Annotated in this window: 16 protein-coding genes; 11 read left to right on the top strand and 5 right to left on the bottom strand. The window is 56.6% G+C overall.

Annotated features, from left to right (window positions below; genetic code table 11):
- Positions 1 to 4: 4 nt before the first annotated feature.
- Genes ACG74X_RS16070 through ACG74X_RS16060 form a run of 3 tightly spaced genes read left to right on the top strand, consistent with a single transcriptional unit; the run spans position 5 to position 3,796 of the window.
- Positions 5 to 292: a sarcosine oxidase subunit delta gene (locus ACG74X_RS16070; RefSeq protein ID WP_411236146.1), complete on the top strand. Its 288-nt coding sequence runs from the start codon at positions 5 to 7 to the stop codon at positions 290 to 292.
- On the top strand, positions 289 to 3,240 hold the full coding sequence (locus ACG74X_RS16065) for a sarcosine oxidase subunit alpha family protein (protein ID WP_411236144.1): 2,952 nt from the start codon (positions 289 to 291) through the stop codon (positions 3,238 to 3,240). The genes ACG74X_RS16070 and ACG74X_RS16065 overlap by 4 nt, the downstream gene beginning before the upstream one ends.
- Positions 3,233 to 3,796, top strand: coding sequence for a sarcosine oxidase subunit gamma (locus ACG74X_RS16060; protein WP_411236143.1), 564 nt, complete (start codon positions 3,233 to 3,235; stop codon positions 3,794 to 3,796). The genes ACG74X_RS16065 and ACG74X_RS16060 overlap by 8 nt, the downstream gene beginning before the upstream one ends.
- 24 nt (positions 3,797 to 3,820) lie before the next feature.
- Here ACG74X_RS16060 and ACG74X_RS16055 read toward each other — a convergent pair whose 3' ends face one another.
- Positions 3,821 to 4,810 (bottom strand): GlxA family transcriptional regulator, encoded by a 990-nt coding sequence (locus ACG74X_RS16055; protein ID WP_411236142.1) that lies wholly within the window; start codon positions 4,808 to 4,810, stop codon positions 3,821 to 3,823.
- A 128-nt stretch (positions 4,811 to 4,938) separates the two neighbouring features.
- Between ACG74X_RS16055 and ACG74X_RS16050 the strand changes: the two genes are divergently transcribed.
- Positions 4,939 to 5,586, top strand: coding sequence for a helix-turn-helix domain-containing protein (locus ACG74X_RS16050; RefSeq protein ID WP_411236141.1), 648 nt, complete (start codon positions 4,939 to 4,941; stop codon positions 5,584 to 5,586).
- 72 nt (positions 5,587 to 5,658) lie between these two features.
- On the opposite strand, the gene ACG74X_RS16045 is transcribed toward ACG74X_RS16050, so the two are convergent.
- The 4 genes from ACG74X_RS16045 to ACG74X_RS16030 all read right to left on the bottom strand — a co-directional run bounded on the left by ACG74X_RS16045 (position 5,659) and on the right by ACG74X_RS16030 (position 9,558).
- Positions 5,659 to 6,732 (bottom strand): heme-dependent oxidative N-demethylase family protein, encoded by a 1,074-nt coding sequence (locus ACG74X_RS16045; RefSeq protein ID WP_411236140.1) that lies wholly within the window; start codon positions 6,730 to 6,732, stop codon positions 5,659 to 5,661.
- 14 nt (positions 6,733 to 6,746) lie between these two features.
- On the bottom strand, positions 6,747 to 7,733 hold the full coding sequence (locus ACG74X_RS16040) for a PDR/VanB family oxidoreductase (RefSeq protein WP_411236139.1): 987 nt from the start codon (positions 7,731 to 7,733) through the stop codon (positions 6,747 to 6,749).
- Entirely contained in the window at positions 7,730 to 8,338 is a 609-nt protein-coding gene (dmmA, locus tag ACG74X_RS16035) for a dimethylamine monooxygenase subunit DmmA (RefSeq protein ID WP_411236138.1), read from the bottom strand. The genes ACG74X_RS16040 and dmmA overlap by 4 nt, the downstream gene beginning before the upstream one ends.
- Positions 8,339 to 8,412: 74 nt before the next feature.
- Positions 8,413 to 9,558, bottom strand: coding sequence for an aminomethyltransferase family protein (locus ACG74X_RS16030; RefSeq protein ID WP_411236137.1), 1,146 nt, complete (start codon positions 9,556 to 9,558; stop codon positions 8,413 to 8,415).
- A gap of 442 nt (positions 9,559 to 10,000) precedes the next feature.
- Between ACG74X_RS16030 and ACG74X_RS16025 the strand changes: the two genes are divergently transcribed.
- From ACG74X_RS16025 to ACG74X_RS15995, 7 genes are all read left to right on the top strand, one after another.
- A complete protein-coding gene (locus ACG74X_RS16025) occupies positions 10,001 to 10,960 on the top strand; it encodes a pirin family protein (RefSeq protein WP_411236136.1) in 960 nt (319 codons plus the stop codon).
- Between the two features lie 176 nt (positions 10,961 to 11,136).
- Positions 11,137 to 11,697 carry an NADPH-dependent FMN reductase gene (locus tag ACG74X_RS16020; protein WP_411236135.1) on the top strand — a complete coding sequence of 187 codons (561 nt, stop codon included), beginning with the start codon at positions 11,137 to 11,139 and terminating at the stop codon, positions 11,695 to 11,697.
- 113 nt (positions 11,698 to 11,810) lie between these two features.
- A complete protein-coding gene (locus ACG74X_RS16015; protein ID WP_411236133.1) occupies positions 11,811 to 12,437 on the top strand; it encodes a glutathione S-transferase family protein in 627 nt (208 codons plus the stop codon).
- A gap of 269 nt (positions 12,438 to 12,706) precedes the next feature.
- On the top strand, positions 12,707 to 13,198 hold the full coding sequence (locus ACG74X_RS16010; RefSeq protein ID WP_411236131.1) for a TRAP transporter small permease subunit: 492 nt from the start codon (positions 12,707 to 12,709) through the stop codon (positions 13,196 to 13,198).
- Between the two features lie 3 nt (positions 13,199 to 13,201).
- Positions 13,202 to 14,524 carry a TRAP transporter large permease gene (locus ACG74X_RS16005; RefSeq protein ID WP_411236130.1) on the top strand — a complete coding sequence of 441 codons (1,323 nt, stop codon included), beginning with the start codon at positions 13,202 to 13,204 and terminating at the stop codon, positions 14,522 to 14,524.
- Between the two features lie 25 nt (positions 14,525 to 14,549).
- On the top strand, positions 14,550 to 15,647 hold the full coding sequence (dctP, locus tag ACG74X_RS16000) for a TRAP transporter substrate-binding protein DctP (protein ID WP_411236128.1): 1,098 nt from the start codon (positions 14,550 to 14,552) through the stop codon (positions 15,645 to 15,647).
- Positions 15,648 to 15,767: 120 nt separating this feature from the next.
- Entirely contained in the window at positions 15,768 to 17,381 is a 1,614-nt protein-coding gene (locus ACG74X_RS15995; protein WP_411236127.1) for a GMC family oxidoreductase, read from the top strand.
- Positions 17,382 to 17,431: the final 50 nt, after the last annotated feature.

Genomic DNA, 17,431 nt, shown 5'->3' with positions numbered 1-17,431 from the left:
CGACATGATAATTGATCACCCCATCCTCGGCCCGCGCGACTCTGCCGAGTTTGTGTACAAGGGCGATGCCATGCTTATTCGCCGGCCGGATTGGCAAGCTGACACAGCGGTGGCCGATTTTACCGAATATGGCTATTTGCGCGACAACCCCGCTGGAGAGCATCGTGAGCTTTGGTTTCACGAACAAGGCGACAGATCTTGGTTGGTCGTCACCCGCGACACCACCACACATGACATCACCAAAGTAGAACTGGCCCGCGACGTTGCGCGCCAAGAGGGACGTTCCAAATGACCGGCCACACCCGACTAGATGGCGGCCTGATTGATCGCAATTCACCCATGTCTTTCACCTTTGATGGGGTGGAGTATTCCGGTTTTGCCGGTGATACGTTGGCCTCGGCCCTGCTGGCCAATGGCGTGCGTTTGATGGGCCGGTCGTTCAAGTATCACCGCCCACGCGGCCCTTTGACCGCCGGTTCGGAAGAGCCGAACGCGATTGTCGAACTGCGAATGGGTGCGCGCAAGGAACCCAATACCCGCGCCACCACCGCAGAGCTTTTTGAAGGCCTGAGCGCACAGTCGCAAAACCGTTGGCCGTCTTTGAAATGGGACGCAATGGCGGTCAATGATCGCTTGTCCAATTTCTTTGCCGCCGGATTCTATTACAAGACATTCATGTGGCCAGCCGCCTTTTGGGAAAAGGTGTACGAGCCGATAATTCGCAAGGCTGCCGGTCTTGGCACGCTGTCGCACGAACCGGACCCGGATTCCTATGACAAAGGCTTCCTGCACTGCGATGTTTTGATTATTGGCGCAGGTCCAGCCGGGCTTGCGGCCGCTTTGACTGCGGGTCAATCCGGGGCGCAGGTAATCCTTGCGGATGAGGATTTTGTCCTTGGCGGTCGTTTGAACAGCGATACAGGCACATTGTCCGATCAAGACGGATCAGAGTGGGCGGCACAGACGGTTGCTCAACTGCACTCCATGCCAAATGTACGTGTTATGCCACGTAGCACGGTTATCGGGGCCTTCGATCATGGGATCTATGGTATGGTCGAGCGGGTGAGTGACCATCTGTCCTCGCCGGTGCCGGGCAAACCGCGTCAGATCTTGTGGCGCATCTATTCAAAGCGGGCGATTCTGTCCGCCGGGGCGACGGAACGGCCGATTGTGTTCCAGAACAATGACCGGCCCGGCATCATGCTGGCCTCGGCCTTGCGCAGTTATGCCAACCGTTGGGCGGTTCGTCCGGGCAGGTCTGTTGCCGTGTTCACAAATAATGACGACGGTCATCGCACTGCGGCTGATCTTGCGGCCAAAGGTGTCAAGGCAACCGTGATTGATACGCGGTCGGACGCGCCGAAAACCACGGATTACGAAACCATTGCCGGGGGTGTTGTGATCGACACCCAAGGCAGGCTTGGTCTGAAATCTGTTGAAGTGGAACGTCCCGGTGGTGGACGCCGCACGCTGTATGTCGATTTGTTGGGGGTATCTGGCGGATGGAACCCAAATGTGCACCTGACCTGCCATCAGCGCGGCCGCCCTGAATGGGACGATACGCTCAGCGCGTTTCTGCCAGGTGGGACATTGCCCCCCGGTCTGGTTCCTGCCGGTGCCGCGACTGGTGCGTTCAGTACCCATCAGGCGCTTGAATCAGGGCAGGATGCGGCGAAAACCGTATTGGAAGATCTGAATATCAGCGTCAGTCAGGCTGACCTGCCGCAGGCCGAGGATGCGCCCGCGCGCCTGACGCCATTCTGGCACGTTCAGGGGGCCAAGCGTGCCTGGGTTGATCAGCAAAACGATGTGACGTCAAAAGACGTTGTTTTGGCACACCAAGAGAATTTTACGTCGGTAGAGCATCTCAAGCGCTATACAACGCTTGGTATGGCGACAGATCAGGGGAAAACGTCCAACATCGCCGGGCTTGCCATCATGGCAGAGGTGGCTGGCAAGGCCATTCCCGAGGTTGGCACAACAATGTTCCGCCCTCCCTATACGCCAACGTCTATCGGTGTGTTGGCAGGACGGTCACGCGGCAAAGATTTCCGCCCCGTACGCAAAACCCCAAGCCATTACTGGGCAGAAGAACAGGGCGCGGTGTTTGTCGAGGTTGGCATGTGGCTGCGCGCACAGTGGTTCCCTAAACCCGGTGAAACACATTGGCGCGATAGCGTGGACCGCGAGGTCTTGCAGACGCGCAAGTCCGTGGGTGTGTGCGATTGTACCACGTTGGGCAAGATCGACGTGCAAGGCGCGGATGCGGCGGATTTTCTCAACAAGGTCTATGCCAATGGCTTTGCCAAGCTGGCAGTGGGCAAAACCCGCTATGGCCTGATGTTGCGCGAAGATGGGATTGCCATGGACGACGGCACCGCCGCGCGTCTGGCCGAGGATCATTTTGTTGTCACAACCACGACAGCCAACGCTGTTCCGGTCTATCGGCACATGGAATTCGTGCGGCAGTGTCTGTTTCCGGACATGGATGTCCAGCTGATTTCCACCACCGAAGCCTGGGCGCAATACGCCGTGGCCGGGCCGAATTCGCGCAAGCTGTTGCAAAAGATCGTGGACCCCGAATTCGACATCTCGAACGAAGGGTTCCCCTTCATGGCTTGCGGCGAGATCACCGTCTGCGGTGGCCTGCGGGCGCGGTTGTTCCGGATTTCTTTCTCGGGGGAATTGGCGTTCGAGATCGCGGTGCCGACCCGCTATGGTGACGCGCTGATGCGCAAGCTGATGGAAGAAGGCAAAGAGTTCGATGTGACCCCGTACGGCACAGAAGCGCTAAGCGTTATGCGGATTGAAAAGGGACACGCAGCCGGAAACGAGCTGAACGGGACGACAACGGCCTTCAATCTCGGCATGGGGCGTATGGTATCCAAGAAAAAGGATTCCATCGGCTCTACACTCTCGGAACGTCCTGGCCTGAACGAGGATGATGCGCTCAAACTGGTTGGCTTTAAGCCGGTTGATGCCTCCGATTCCGTCCCTGCTGGCGCGCATCTGATGACCAAAGGATCACCGGTCGATGCAGCACATGATCAGGGGTATATCACATCCGCCTGTTATTCCCCCAACCTTGGGTGTCATATCGGCATCGGCTATCTGAAATCAGGTGACACCCGCACTGGCGAAATCGTTCGCCTTGTCAGCCCGCTGACCGGGATCGACCACGATGTCGAAGTTGTCAGCGCCCATTTCGTCGATCCGGAAGGAGAACGTCTCCGTGCATGATCTTAGGCCAATAACGCCACTTGGCGGGACTGAACCTCGACAGGATATCGTTGGGCCAGTCACAGTGACCGAGGTGACGTCTGTCGCCCTGGCTTCCGTGGCCGCCCGTTTGGGTCGGGAAGATGCCACGCGTTCTGGACTGGCAAAAGTGCTGAACGTCGCGGCCCCCGATACATCGCGATGTGACGGTGGGGATACGTTTTCAGCGTTCTGGACCGGGCCAGATCAATGGATGATCGAAGCTCCGATTGAAACGCATGAGGATCTGGCCAAACACGTGTTGAAGACACTTGGTTCGGATGCGAGTGTGACCGAGCAAACGGACGCCTGGTGCCGGTTCGATCTGAAAGGGCGTGATCTGGCATCTGTGTTGGAGCGTCTCTGCCCGGCCAATGTCCGGGCTTGGACGGGAGGAGAAGTGCAGCGGTCATCTATCGACCATCTTGGTTGCTTTGTGATTTTCCGCGACACCGAAACCATATCCATTATCGGCCCACGCAGCTCTGCCGGTTCGCTGCATCACGCGCTTCTAACGGCCTGCCGGTCTGCGTTCTGAACACACTCGGCAGGGTGGTTGATGTCAGACTGACGGGACAGGCCGGTTGCCTTCAACACGGTAAAGGTTGATGCGTTTGCGGTCTTCTTGTGGGCTAAGCCCGTATTCATCGCGGTAGTGCCGGGTAAAGTGGCGCGCGCTGGCGTATCCTACCGCTGCCGCGACATCCGGAATGGCGTCATTGGTGTACATTACAATCTGTCGGGCCGCTTGCATCCGCAGATAGCGGAAATACTGTGTCGGGTTTTGCCCGGTTGCTTGTTTGAAGCTTCGTTCCAGATGGCGGGGGGAAATATCTAGCTGTGCCGCAATGTCTCCGATCGCCACCGGACAAGACAGGTCTGCTGCGAAGACTTCAATCGCTTGCGACACGATGGGCGACAGATCGGTTTTGATGGTTTCGGTCAGGTGGACCGGAACAGATTGTTTGACGCCAACCTTGCGCATCATCGGGTGTTGAAACCAACAGGCAACTTCTGTTGCGATATCTGCCCCAAGCGCGTCGTCGATAAAGCTCAAAGCCAGGTCAAACGCCGCTGCCGCGCCGGACGCCGACACACACCGGTTTGAGGCTTCGATGACCTGGTCACTGCGGCGGATGTCTGGAAATTCGGCCGCGAATGCGGCCTCGTAGCACCAATGCACGGAAAGCGTTTCACCGGAGACAGCGCCGCTGCGCACCAGAGGAAAAACGCCGCCGCTGATCGCGCCTAGAACGCAGCCATGCCGCCCAAGCCGGCGCAAATGTGCGGAGGTGCCAGAGCTGGAAAACGTCACAGACGGAGCGGACAACAGCAGCAGCACGTCTGGCGGGGTGAGTGTTGCAAGCGTTGTTTGCGGCTCGAAAGGGATACCGGCGCTGGATTGTACCGTGGTCTGCGTTTCGGCCGCTAGGGTCCATTCAAAGGCGGTTGAGTCAGAAATCTCGTTCGCGGCGCGCAATGGTTCTATAACCGACGTCAGACATGCCATCGGAAAGCCCGGAAAAAGCAAAAACCCTATCTTTTTCGTCATGTGTTGTGACCGCCATCTGCGGGGAAAAATTTACTTGCGAGGAATAGTTTTTGCAATGAGGGGAATTATCATTACTCTACTTGTAACCGGTCGGTCGCCCGGCCCCTGCTGTAGTATCGAGGATTGTCGTGACGCTGGATGTCGTAAAACCGAATACCAACCTGGTTCAAGACCCACACAGCCTGCGGGATGAACGCGAAAAGGTGCTAGAGGTCGCGATCGGACGTGAAGTGCGTGCGTACCGCAAGCAACAAGGGATCACCGTTGCAGAGTTGTCGAGGCTGACGGATTTGTCCATCGGTATGTTGTCAAAGATCGAAAACGGCAACACTTCGCCGTCGCTGACCACGTTGCAGACCTTGGCCAACGCGCTGTCCGTTCCATTAACGGCGTTTTTCAAAGGTTACGAAGAACACCGAGAGGCCGTCCACACAAAGGCGGGGGAAGGCGTTGAGATTGAACGCGAAGGCACGCGGGCAGGGCACCAGTACAACCTCTTGGGTCATATCGGATCGAATGCCAGCGGTGTGCTGGTTGAACCCTATCTGATTTCACTGAACTATGAATCCGATACCTTCAAGACGTTCCAGCATGAAGGCATCGAGATGATTTACATGCTGGAGGGCAAGGTCGAATACCTGCACGGGCAAAAACACTATTCGTTGGAACCCGGCGATACACTGTTCTTTGATGCCGATGCACCGCATGGCCCGGAAGAATTGGTTGAACTGCCGATAAAATATTTGTCGATCATCTGCTATCCGCAAAAGATCTGATCGACAGGCAGAAGCAAACCGAAGCCAGCCAAAACACCAGAGCCCCGAAAACCGGGGCTCTGTTTCTTTGTATCAACTTTGTTTCTGCAACGCCGGTTCTGTGTCCAGATCCGGCCAGATCCCCGGAGACGTGGGCAAGCCATCGTCAAATTTACTGAGATATTCGAGCATCAACGGACGGTTGTCGATAAAGCCTTTATACGTTGCCAACTCTTCCGGCAGATCCCGGATCACGCGGTGCAGGCGGCGTCCCCATTTCGGAACACTGACGATATCCAGAAACGCGATCAGATAGCAGCGGATCGGAAACAATAATGCGTTAGACCGCGGCAGCCGGTAGAATGTCTGCAGCTCAACACGAAGATGTTGTTTCGCACCGATATTCTCGGGGGTCAGCGTGGTTTTCTGGATACCCCATTTGTGGTAGTTTTCCGGGCTGGTATCGAGCAACGGATTGACCGTCATTGTCCAGTTGAGCCGTCGCGCCGGGGCTCCTTGCTGGATGTTGAGCAAGAATTTCAAAGCCCGTTTGAAGATACCCATTTCATGGGCCAACGGTACCGGCGCATGCCATTCGAAAAAGTCCATGCCGATATCGAAATCCAGCGACCAGTCCGCCTGCGTGGTGACCATACCCGCGTCCATGTAGAGCATCTCATCGCGCTGATCGAGAACGGCGAAATCGCCCTGTGCTTGACGCGTGATGTATTCCAAAGGACCACAAGGCAGCGTCGTTTCGTCAAGAAACGTAAAACTGTGATCAATGCCCATCGGCTTGTTGATCCACCGCCATTTGTCTCCGTCGCGGTGCAGTTCAAACAAATCCGGATAGTCTTCGGACTTGGACACCATGATCAGTTCCAGTGTATCCCATCCCGCCAACGTCATGTGCGGCAGCGATTGGCACCGCAATGGATCATCCGCCAGCACCATGGCCCGGTCAGCCATTTCCGAAACATAATGTTCGTCCACGTCAAAGCGCATCTCATAGACCGATCCCTCAGGACCGCCGCGGTGCTGCTCCATATTGACCGAGTACATGTAACTGTCCTCGTGAAACGGAAACGGAAACCGCTTGATCGCACGCTCTGAATTCCGAAAGGAATAATCATCGCGAAACGTTTCTTTGTTGAATTGAATCGTCATCGTCGTTTCTCCTCCTAACGGTCCAGAACAAGCGTTTTGCCAATGAATCGGCTGACACATGGCATGATTTTCTGTCCGCTCGCGTGTTCTTCGTCATCCAGCCAGTGATCGCGATGCACAAATTCACCGTCGGCTTCGATCACATCCGTTTCGCATTGTCCGCAGGCCCCACCACGACACAGGAAAGGAGCCTCGACACCGCAGCGTTCGATAGCCTCAAGCAGGCTTTCGTTTTCGCTTACCTGAATGGTGATGTCTGATTTACACAAGCGCACTTCAAACGGCTTGCCAGGTTGCGGTGCCAGGAATTCTTCGGAGTGCACGTTTTCGTCCGGCCAACCATGCGCCGCAGCTGTCGAGTGGACCCATTCGATCATGCCTTTTGGACCACAAACATAAACATGCGTGCCAAGCGGCTGACCATCCAGCAGATCTGCCAGACCGATCTGTTCTTTTTGATCGTCAAAATAGACATGCACCTTGTTGGGATATCTCGACGTCAGATCGTCGACATATGTTCCCAAAGCCGCATTGCGACACGCGTAATGCAATTCCCACATGCCTCCCATCCGTTCGAGATGGGCAATCATTGCCATAAACGGGGTGATGCCGATCCCACCTGCCAGAAAGACGTGTTTGCGGCCACGCAGATCAAGCGGGAACAAGTTGACCGGATACGTGATCGTCATGTGATCGCCCACGTCGACGTTTTGGTGCAGAAACAAAGATCCGCCGCGCCCTTCGTCATCACGACGCACGGAAATCGCATAGATCGACCGGTCTGCCGGATCAGACATCAGGGAATAGGGGTTCAACCGCGCACGGCCGTCATCGTTCATTTCGACAACGGTATGCGCCCCGGCAGAAAATGGCGGGAAAAGTTCGCCGTCGCGGCGTTTGAATTCAAACCGCGTGACCAGCTCGTTCAGCGGAACCTTGGCGCTGACGACAACCTCGATCTTTTCGGCACCGGCCTTTGCTTTTTGGGGGGCAGCACTCATTTGTAAAGCTCCACAGGTTCTGGCACGTTTCCAGGATCTTCGGCGTCAATGCATACACCCTGAAATGCCGCCAGTCGGCGCGAATAGTGGTCACGCACAAACAGGTTCAGCCCACAATGTGAACAGACAAAAGGATCGGTCATCACGTCTTCTGTGATGCCTTTGCAATGGACGCATTGCATCCTTCGCGCCACCGAGCCGCGATGTTCGGTCTGGATGGCAGAATGGGGAATGCCGGCGGTCATACATTCGGTTTCCGCCTGACCCATCAAACCCTCGGTTCCGGCCAGATAGACCTGCAACCCCATATGGGCATCCGACAGAACCCGGCGCAGACGTGGAACGCAGGCATCATAGCTTGGCGCAACCCGAAACTGCGCGGGGTTCAGTGCTTTGAGCGGCTCAACATATGTGTCGCCGGTATCTTTGGGGATGAAAATGATGTGGGCCGTTTCGAAAAGGGCGGCATCCTTTTTTCCAAGATCAAGGATCGCCTCTGCGCCTTCCGCATCCGCGATCATCAAATGTGCCTTTCCCGGTCTTGGTTCGAGCGTTCCATAAACCGGGCGGCTCTTTATGCTTTCTGGGAATTGAAACTTCGACATGCTGTCGTATCTCTCTTCGTATCTGATTGTAAAAAGGCGCAACCTGCAGGTTGCGCCTTTTGCAATTCTGGATCTCAGCCCTTGGCTGTGCGGATCGACTTGTCCTTGTCATAGAACGGCATCTCTGCGGCCACACAAGGAATTTCTGTTCCGTCCGCGTTGCGAACCGTCAGCTTTGTTCCGGGCACGGCACACTCAACCGGCATCCGCGCGATTCCAACATTGTGGTTGTTCAGTTCCGAATGCATGCCAAAGGTCACAACACCGACCTGCTTACCATCCTTAAGCAGTTCCGCCCCTTCGCCAGCAGGCGTGGTGCCTTCAAGCTCTACGCCATAGATCTTGAACCGCTCCTTGCCTTCAAGCGCATAGTGGTTCTCGGCTCCGCGGAAACCTGTCTTGCCCGGAGAGACGGTAAATTCCAGCCCCAGCTCCCACAGCGAATCGCCTGCTGGCTGATCCGGGAACGGGTAGGTCTCTGAATTGTCACCCGGATAGAACAACAGATAGCTTTCCGTGCGCAGCAGATCGAGTGTCGAGAACTGGACCGGGCGTATACCCATGTCCTTGCCGTCTTCAAGAATCGCATCCCACAGGTCGATCGCGTGACGTCCTTCGCAGAAAATCTCATAACCGCGTTCGCCGGTGTAACCGGTGCGGGAGATCATCACCGGCTTGCCGAACAGCTTGGTCTGAATGATCCCGAAATAGGCCAGATCCCGAATCCCCGGAACATGCTTTGCAAGGAAATCAACGGCGACCGGGCCTTGCAGCGACATATCGTGCAGATCGTCGTCGAACAGCATTGTCACGTTCTTGCCATAAGCGGCCATGGCCAGACTTTCATGGCCTGTGCCGGTGCCATGCACCAAAAGCCAGTAATTGACCGAAACGCGATAAATCACGCAATCATCAATGAACAAGCCGCGATCATCCAGCATCGCTGCATAAACGGCACGGCCTGGCATTAGCTTGTCAACATTGCGCGTTGTGGCGCGGTCGATCACCGCCGCTGCATGCGGACCGGACAAATGCACCTTTTTAAGGCCGGACACGTCCATAAGGCCTGCCTTGGTGCGCACTGCCTCATAATCCGCCTTGGCGCGTTCATCGGACTGGTCGTAAAACCATGCCGTGCCCATGCCATTCCAGTCTTCAAGTTCTCCACCGATTTCGGCATGACGCTGTGCCAACGCCGACGTTCTGTAGATGATTGCCATTCTGTAGCTCCCTGTACCGAATTTTTGCGATATTGAGACGTAATTCCCGGCAAAAATCAATACCTGCGTTCAGATTATTTTCCTCACGGGAAACGTGTGGGCCAAGGACGTAAAATCGCTTTTCAGCATCGTTTTGCGCGGCCGCAGTTCAAAAATATCCGTATTTGCTAATGTTATATAACATAACTTACCTTATAGGATTATTCATAAGGACTGGGGCACATTCTAAACTGGGTTGCGACAATTCCCCTATCTTGCTGCTAAGTAACGAGAAGGCGCGGCCGCTAACACAAAGAAACGAACCAGCTTGGCATGCTGGGCCGCTTATTATTGCATAAATAACAATAGTAAATGCCGGAAAGTTACTGTTTCGAACAAGAATGGCGTGCCTTATGTCTTGCGTCGTACTCTGCTGCCCACGATCCTCAAAAGGAGACGCAAGATGAGTTGGAACCCGACCCAAAACCCCGAATGTCCGTTGTCCGAAGGCGGTATCGAGACCCTGATTATTCCGCGCGCCCGAGATGTTGGCGGGTTCGAGGTGCGCCGCGCCCTGCCATCACCCAAGCGGCAGATGGTCGGTCCGTTCATCTTTTTCGACCAGATGGGCCCGGCGGAATTTATCAATGACGGGGGGATCGACGTCCGCCCGCATCCGCATATCGGGCTTGGGACCGTGACCTATCTGTACGACGGCGTCTTTCAGCACCGTGACAGCGTTGGTTCCAACCAGATGATCAAACCCGGAGAGGTCAACTGGATGACCGCCGGCAAGGGCATCACTCATTCCGAGCGCTCTGACAAGCAGACCCGGGGCCAGAAGGGCAAACTCTTTGGCATCCAGACATGGATCGCCCTTCCCAAAGACCGCGAAGAGATGGAGCCGGAATTCGAGCACCACAAGAAAGCTGCCCTGCCCGTTATCTCCGACACCGGCACCACCGCCCGGCTGATCCTGGGCAGCGCCTATGGCGAGACCAGCCCCGTAACCATGCAGTCCGAGACATTTTATCTGGATGTGGTCCTGGAGCCGGGCGCGTCTTTCCCCCTGCCCGACACCCACGAGGATCGTGGTGTCTATATCACCCAGGGCAGCGTCGAGATCGCTGGTGATGTGTTCGAAGAAGGCCGCATGATGGTTTTTCGACCCGGCGACAAGATGACCGTCAAGGCAGGCACGCAAGGCGCACGACTGATGGCGCTTGGCGGCGCGACACTGAGCGAGAAGCGCTATATCTGGTGGAACTTTGTGTCCTCGTCCAAAGAGCGGATCGAACAAGCCAAGGAAGATTGGAACGCCGCGGATTGGGAAAACGGCCCGTTCAAACTGCCCCCCGGCGACGACAAGGAGTTCATTCCGATTGATCCCGGTATGAACAAGACAAAACCAAAGGAATGGTAAGGACGATCACGCCGGAATTCACAAGCGTCATGCCTTTGCTGAACACTGACACGCACGCCCCGCGGCAAAACGGCGAAGCCGACGATCAAACAGCGCAAGGTGACAGCGATTGTTTTCATGCGATGCGCCTGTGACCGACCAACACTGTTGCAATTTAAAAAATGAAAGAAACGATCATGACACGTATCCTCGGAATATCGGGAAGCCTGCGACAGGCTTCTTTCAACACGGCTCTGCTGCGCACTGCGCAGGGCCTGATGCCCGACGGGACCGAGCTTTTGGCGGGCAGTATTGACGGCATCCCGCTCTATAACGCCGATGAAGAGGCGGCCCTGGGGCTGCCAGACCCGGTTGTCGAACTGAAAGACCAGATCCGACACGCCGACGGTCTTTTGCTTTTCTCGCCCGAATACAACAATTCAATTCCGGGCGTGTTCAAGAACGCGATTGACTGGACCACCCGCCCGGCAAGTGACATCAGCAAGGTATACGGTGCCAAACCAGTGGCGGTGGTCGGCGCGTCGCCCGGTGGTTTCGGGACGATCCTGGCCCAGGATGCCTGGCTTTCTGTGCTGCGCACATTGGGCACACGGCCCTGGTTCGAAGGGCGGCTGATGGTCTCGCGGGCGGGCAGCGTGTTCGACGACCAGGGACGCATGATAGATGAGGCCATGCAAGCAAGGTTAAAGGACTTTCTTGCACGGTTTGCCGCGTTTGCCGGATCAAACCGGGAATAAAAGCCGCCCCTTGCGAAACTCGAAACCGTCTCGGGCGTTTTGACCACTGCACTGCACGACGAAAGGACCCCTCTTCGTGTCATTGATCGCACCACACAAAAGGAACAGCACCCATGCCAACTCTTTACACTATGCCCGGAACCTGCTCGCTTTCGCCCAATATCGCGGTGGCCTGGCTTGATGCGCCGGTAGAAGTCCACACAATGGCATATGGCGATCACAAGAAGGACGACTATCTCGCAATCAATCCCAAGGGCAAGGTGCCCGCGCTCCAGTTTGAAGACGGCGACGTGCTCACCGAGGCGTCGGCGATCTTGGGCTGGCTTGGCGCGACATATGGCAGTGGCAATTTCGGTCTTGATACAAAAATTGGCCGCAAGGAAGCCGAGGCGCTGTCCTATATGACCTCCGAGGTTCACGCGGCCTATGGTGGCCATTTCGGAGCACAGAATTTTGCCGAGACGGAGGCCGCTATTGAGGAGGTCAAGCGCAAGACTTACGAAAAACTTGCCGGTCATTACGAGAGGCTTGAACATGTATTGTCTGTAAATGGGGGCGAATGGTATCTGGGTCAGCGCTCCTTTGCGGACACGTTCCTTTATGTGCTGATGCGTTGGATTGATCAGACGCCGCTGTCCTATGACGACTACCCGGCGTTGAAAGAACACATGGCCCGGATGGAGGGCGATGGCGGTGTGCAAGTGGCTCTCAAGCGGCAGAATATGAAGCCGATCCTTTGACGAGGACAAGGGCAAGGGGCTGGCGGCCCCTGCCCTGACCTGACTGTGCAGAAAAATGCACAGCCTTTCATCTCGGCGCGCAGATCCGATGCGCGTCACCACTTGCGAATTTCACTACAAATCCTAGGAACCACATTTTTCCTAGAAATGAGACCAACGCGCAAATCGTGCAGCAAAGCTTGACGCAGCCCTTGAAGCAGCTGAGGGAACATGCCAACCCTTGCGGCGGCATGCGAATGGGTGCGCATGGGTAACGCGGAATAGCGATTATGATCTTAAAAACCATCGACGGGATCAACGAAGTTGTCGGCAGGATCGTGGCGGTGCTCGCCATTATATTTGCCGCCATCATTATCTACGATGTGGTCATGCGGTATGCGTTCAACGCCCCCACACGCTGGGCGTTTGATCTGTCGCGACAACTTTATGGTTTTTACTTTATCCTTCTGGGGGGCTATGCCCTGCGCCATCAGGCCCATGTGCGCGTCGATCTACTGGTGGACCGGTTTCCGCCGCTTGTGGCACGGATCGTCAATGTCCTGGGTTATCTGATCTTTTTCTTTCCGTTTGTCTGGGTCTTCCTGACCCGCTCCTACGATTTCGCTCTGCGCTCGTGGCAGCAGGGCGAGACGACATACGGTGCCGTCGCGCTGCCGGTTTACCCGTTGAAGATGGCGCTTTGCGTCGCGGCGGCCCTTCTGCTTCTTCAGGGCATAAACGAAGTGCTCAAAATCATTCTCAACAAAGAGCAGGGGGTCTGAGCGATGGGTGGTGAAACGATTGCACTGATCATGTTCGGCCTGCTGGTGTCGGGCCTGATGATGGGGCATCCGCTGGCGTTTGTGCTTGGCGGCACGGCGGTTCTGGGGGCGCTGATCGCCGGGAAACCGATGGTTCTGGGGATCGTGATCAACCGCATTTATGGCGATGTGCTTGAAAATTACACCCTCATCGCCATCCCGCTTTTCGTGTTGATGGCCCAATTCCTGAGCAATTCCGGCGTGACCGACAAGATGTTTGAATCGCTCAGGCTTTTGATGTCGAATGTGCGCGGCGGGCTGGCGCTGGCGGTGGTGTTCATCTCGATCCTGCTGGCCGCCACCACGGGCATCATCGGGGCGTCGATCACTGTCATGGGGGTTATGGCCCTGCGTCCGATGTTGCAATACGGCTATTCGCCTGCGCTGACGACAGGTGTGATCGCGGCAAGCGGGTGTCTGGGAATATTGATCCCGCCCTCGATCATGCTCATCCTTATGGCCTCGTATTCGCCTTTGTCTGTCGGGGAATTGTTTGCAGGCGCGATGATCCCCGGTGTGATCCTTGGCATGCTGTATGCTGGTTGGGTCGCTCTGGTGGCGGTGCTGCGCCCGGATATGGCCCCCCCGGTTGAACCCGAAGACATGCCGCCGCGCCGCGATCTTTACATCATGCTTCTCAAGGAAGCCGTGCCACCGCTGTTGCTGATTCTTGGTATCCTCGGCTCTTTGCTGGCCGGGATCGCCACCGCGACAGAGGCCTCGGCAATTGGTGCGGCGCTTGCGCTGGCCATCGTGATCGCGCGCAGGCGGTTCACCTTGACGGGTTTCTATGATGCGCTGCGCGAAACCGGCAAAACAAGCGCGATGATCCTGTTCATCGTGGTGGGTGCCACCGCCTTTACCGGAGTGTTCAACATCACCGGCGGCCTGCGCGCCACGCAAGAAATCATTCGCGGCCTCGATATGGAGCCCTGGATGCTTCTTGCCGTGATGCTGTTCATCGTGTTCATTCTGGGGGCGTTTCTGGACTGGACCGGCATCGTGCTGCTGTCCTTCCCGATCTTCCTGCCGATCATTCAGGAAATGCCATCGGTCGATCTGCTCTGGTTCGTTGTGCTGATGTCGATCGTGCTGCAAACCAGCTTTCTCACGCCACCGTTTGGATATGCGCTGTTTTACTTACGCGCCATCGCCCCGAAAGAGGTCAAGACCACCCAGATCATCGCGGGCGTCATGCCGTTCATCGGCCTGATCCTGATCATGTGCTTTGCGGTCGCGTTCCTGCCCGGTCTGGTGACCTGGCTGCCCAACACCCTGTATCGTTGAACCCAAAAATGGAAAGGATAATTCAATGACACTTCGCAATTCTGCCCTTGCTGCGGCGGCCCTGGTCGCTGGCGGCATCGCCTCCCAGGTCGAGGCACAGGAAACCTGGACGATGACAACCACCTGGCCCACATCGCTGGAGCTGATCGAATTTGATCGCTATTTTGTCGATCTTGCCAACAAATTGGCAGGCGATGAGCTGACCATCGAGTTTTTCGAGGGTGGCAGCCTTGTTTCCGCCGGTGAAGTCTTCGGGGCCGTGCAGTCCAACACGGTGCAAGCGGGCGCTGACTGGCCCGGCTACTGGGCGGGCCGCGATGCGGCGTTCACGCCGCTGGCCACCACGCCGTCGCTGTTCAACGCAGTCGACTACGTCAACTGGATTCGCGAATGGGGCGGTCGCGAATTTTACGACAAGACCTATGGCGAATATGGCATGGTCTACCTGCCCTATGGCGTGACAAACAACGAATCCGGCTTTCACACCAACAAATCCATGACCACGCTGGAAGATCTTCAAGGCATGCGCTTGCGTGTCTCCGGCAATGAGCAGGGCCGCATCCTCGAACGTCTGGGCGGCAGCCAGGTTTCCATGGCCGGTGGCGAAGTCTATCAGGCGCTGGAGCGGGGCGTGATCGACGGCGGTGAATTCTCGACCCCGAACGTCGATTGGTCCGCAGGCTTTCAGCAGGTGACATCGCACTGGTCCACCCCCGGCTGGCACCAGTCCGCATCGGTCTTTGGTGTGGCCATCAATCAGGGCGCGTGGGACGCATTGACGCCCGAGACACAGGAAAAGCTGCGCATCGCAGCGGACGCCACGATGGTGTGGTCTCTGGCCCGCACTGAAAAGCGCGCATCCGAAGCCTATGGCGACTGGGAAGATGCGGTCACGGTCGAGCGTTACACCGACGAGGCGCTGGCCGAGGTGCAAAACATCGCCAACGAGGTGATTGTCGAAGTGTCCTGCGAAAGCCAGACCGCCGGCGCGGTGTACCTGTCCATGGTGGAGTATCTTGAGGATTACAAAGGCTGGCGCGAGGCATCCGCCCCGTTCAACCTTGGCCGCACTCCGAACGGCCCGGCAATCGCCGATCTTCAGGCCTGCGTTGACGGCAACTAAATCGTCAGACGGTCACCGCGATCAAGGGCCGCCCATTGGGGCGGTCCTTTTTTACGAAAACCATGTTCTGTCCTTCACTCAGGGCATATCATCCGCTTTGATCGATAGGGAGCATTGCACATGACAGCGCCTGACACCCTTGATGGCACCTATGACTACATCATCATCGGCGCGGGCACGGCGGGCTGTGTTTTGGCCAATCGTCTGACCGAGAATCCCAAAACACGCGTGCTGTTGCTTGAGGCGGGTGGAGATGACAATTACCACTGGGTGAAAATCCCCGTTGGATACCTGTATTGCATCGGCAATCCGCGCACCGACTGGATGATGAAGACAGCGGCCGAGCCGGGGCTGAACGGCAGATCCCTTGTCTATCCGCGCGGCAAGGTTCTGGGGGGCTGCAGTTCGGTTAACGGCATGATCTACATGCGGGGCCAGGCCGCTGATTATGACCACTGGCAACAGCTGGGCAATATCGGATGGGGTTGGGATGACGTGCTGCCCTACTTCCTGAAATCCGAGGATCATCATGCAGGTGCAACCGACATGCATGCGTCTGGCGGCGAATGGAAGGTCAGCAAACAACGTCTGAAATGGGAGATACTGGAGGCCGTCCAAAATGGTGCGCGCGAGTTCGGCATTCTGCCCCGAGATGATTTCAACGATGGCAACAACGAAGGATCAGGCTTTTTCGAGGTCAACCAGAAGAACGGCGTCCGCTGGAGCACGGCACGCGGTTTCCTGCGCCCAGCGATGAAGCGCGGCAATCTGCGGGTGCTGACAGGGGCGCATACCGAACATCTGGTGCTGGACGGCAAATCCGTCACCGGCGTGCGCTTTGTCAAGGATGGCAAAACCTTCGTCGCGCATGCCACAAGCGAAGTGCTGCTGGCCGCCGGGGCCATCAATTCGCCGAAACTGCTTGAGCTGTCGGGGATCGGACAACCCGATCACATCGCCGGTCTTGGCGTCACCCCTTTGCATGAAAGCCTGGGTGTGGGTGAAAACCTGCAGGACCATCTGCAAATCCGCACGGTCTTTAAGGTCAGCAATACCAGAACCCTGAACACAATGGCCAATTCCTTGTGGGGTAAGGCGCGCATGGGGTTGGAATACGCGTGGCGTCAAAGCGGCCCCCTGTCGATGGCACCAAGTCAGTTCGGGATGTTCACAAAATCCGACCCGTCGATGGAAACGCCCGATCTGGAATACCACGTCCAACCCCTGTCGACGGACAAACTTGGCGATCCTCTGCACCCTTTCCCTGCGATCACCGTATCCGTTTGTAATCTGCGTCCCGAAAGTATTGGCTCATGCCACGTCAGCACATCGGACCCCGATGCGCAGCCAGATATCAAACTTAACTATCTGTCCACCGCGCATGACAAACGCGTAGCGGTGACATCCATCCGGCAGGCGCGACAGTTGATGACAGCCCATGCACTGGCCCCTTACACGCCGCGCGAAATACTGCCTGGCCCTGCTTTTCAGGACGATGACGCCTTGCTGGAACAGGCGGGAAATATCGCAACGACCATCTTTCACCCGGTTGGCACCTGCAAGATGGGAACCGATCCGCGCGCTGTGGTCGGGTCTGACCTGAAGGTGCATGGTCTGAACCGGCTGCGTGTTGTCGATGCCTCGATCATGCCGAAGATCGTGTCGGGCAATACCGCCTCTCCGGTCATCATGATCGCTGAAAAAGCCGCCGCAATGATCCGAAGCGCGGGTTGATCGGCTGGGTTCCGTGCCAATCCACCCACCCTTGGGATCACCTTTTGGTG

It is taken from the genome of Marivita sp. S0852 (assembly GCF_046591575.1).
Classification (GTDB): Bacteria; Pseudomonadota; Alphaproteobacteria; order Rhodobacterales; family Rhodobacteraceae; genus Marivita.
This window is presented reverse-complemented; position numbering and strand designations above follow the sequence as displayed.

Bases quoted from the DNA above. Each gene is read 5' to 3' on its own strand.
- ACG74X_RS16070 (WP_411236146.1), top strand. From the start codon at position 5: ATGATAATTGATCACCCCATCCTCGGCCCGCGCGACTCTGCCGAGTTT.
- ACG74X_RS16065 (WP_411236144.1), top strand. From the start codon at position 289: ATGACCGGCCACACCCGACTAGATGGCGGCCTGATTGATCGCAATTCA.
- ACG74X_RS16055 (WP_411236142.1), bottom strand. From the start codon at position 4,810: ATGACGAAAAAGATAGGGTTTTTGCTTTTTCCGGGCTTTCCGATGGCA.
- ACG74X_RS16045 (WP_411236140.1), bottom strand. From the start codon at position 6,732: ATGACGATTCAATTCAACAAAGAAACGTTTCGCGATGATTATTCCTTT.
- ACG74X_RS16040 (WP_411236139.1), bottom strand. From the start codon at position 7,733: ATGAGTGCTGCCCCCCAAAAAGCAAAGGCCGGTGCCGAAAAGATCGAG.
- dmmA (WP_411236138.1), bottom strand. From the start codon at position 8,338: ATGTCGAAGTTTCAATTCCCAGAAAGCATAAAGAGCCGCCCGGTTTAT.
- ACG74X_RS16030 (WP_411236137.1), bottom strand. From the start codon at position 9,558: ATGGCAATCATCTACAGAACGTCGGCGTTGGCACAGCGTCATGCCGAA.
- ACG74X_RS16025 (WP_411236136.1), top strand. From the start codon at position 10,001: ATGAGTTGGAACCCGACCCAAAACCCCGAATGTCCGTTGTCCGAAGGC.
- ACG74X_RS16020 (WP_411236135.1), top strand. From the start codon at position 11,137: ATGACACGTATCCTCGGAATATCGGGAAGCCTGCGACAGGCTTCTTTC.
- ACG74X_RS16015 (WP_411236133.1), top strand. From the start codon at position 11,811: ATGCCAACTCTTTACACTATGCCCGGAACCTGCTCGCTTTCGCCCAAT.
- ACG74X_RS16010 (WP_411236131.1), top strand. From the start codon at position 12,707: ATGATCTTAAAAACCATCGACGGGATCAACGAAGTTGTCGGCAGGATC.
- ACG74X_RS16005 (WP_411236130.1), top strand. From the start codon at position 13,202: ATGGGTGGTGAAACGATTGCACTGATCATGTTCGGCCTGCTGGTGTCG.
- dctP (WP_411236128.1), top strand. From the start codon at position 14,550: ATGACACTTCGCAATTCTGCCCTTGCTGCGGCGGCCCTGGTCGCTGGC.
- ACG74X_RS15995 (WP_411236127.1), top strand. From the start codon at position 15,768: ATGACAGCGCCTGACACCCTTGATGGCACCTATGACTACATCATCATC.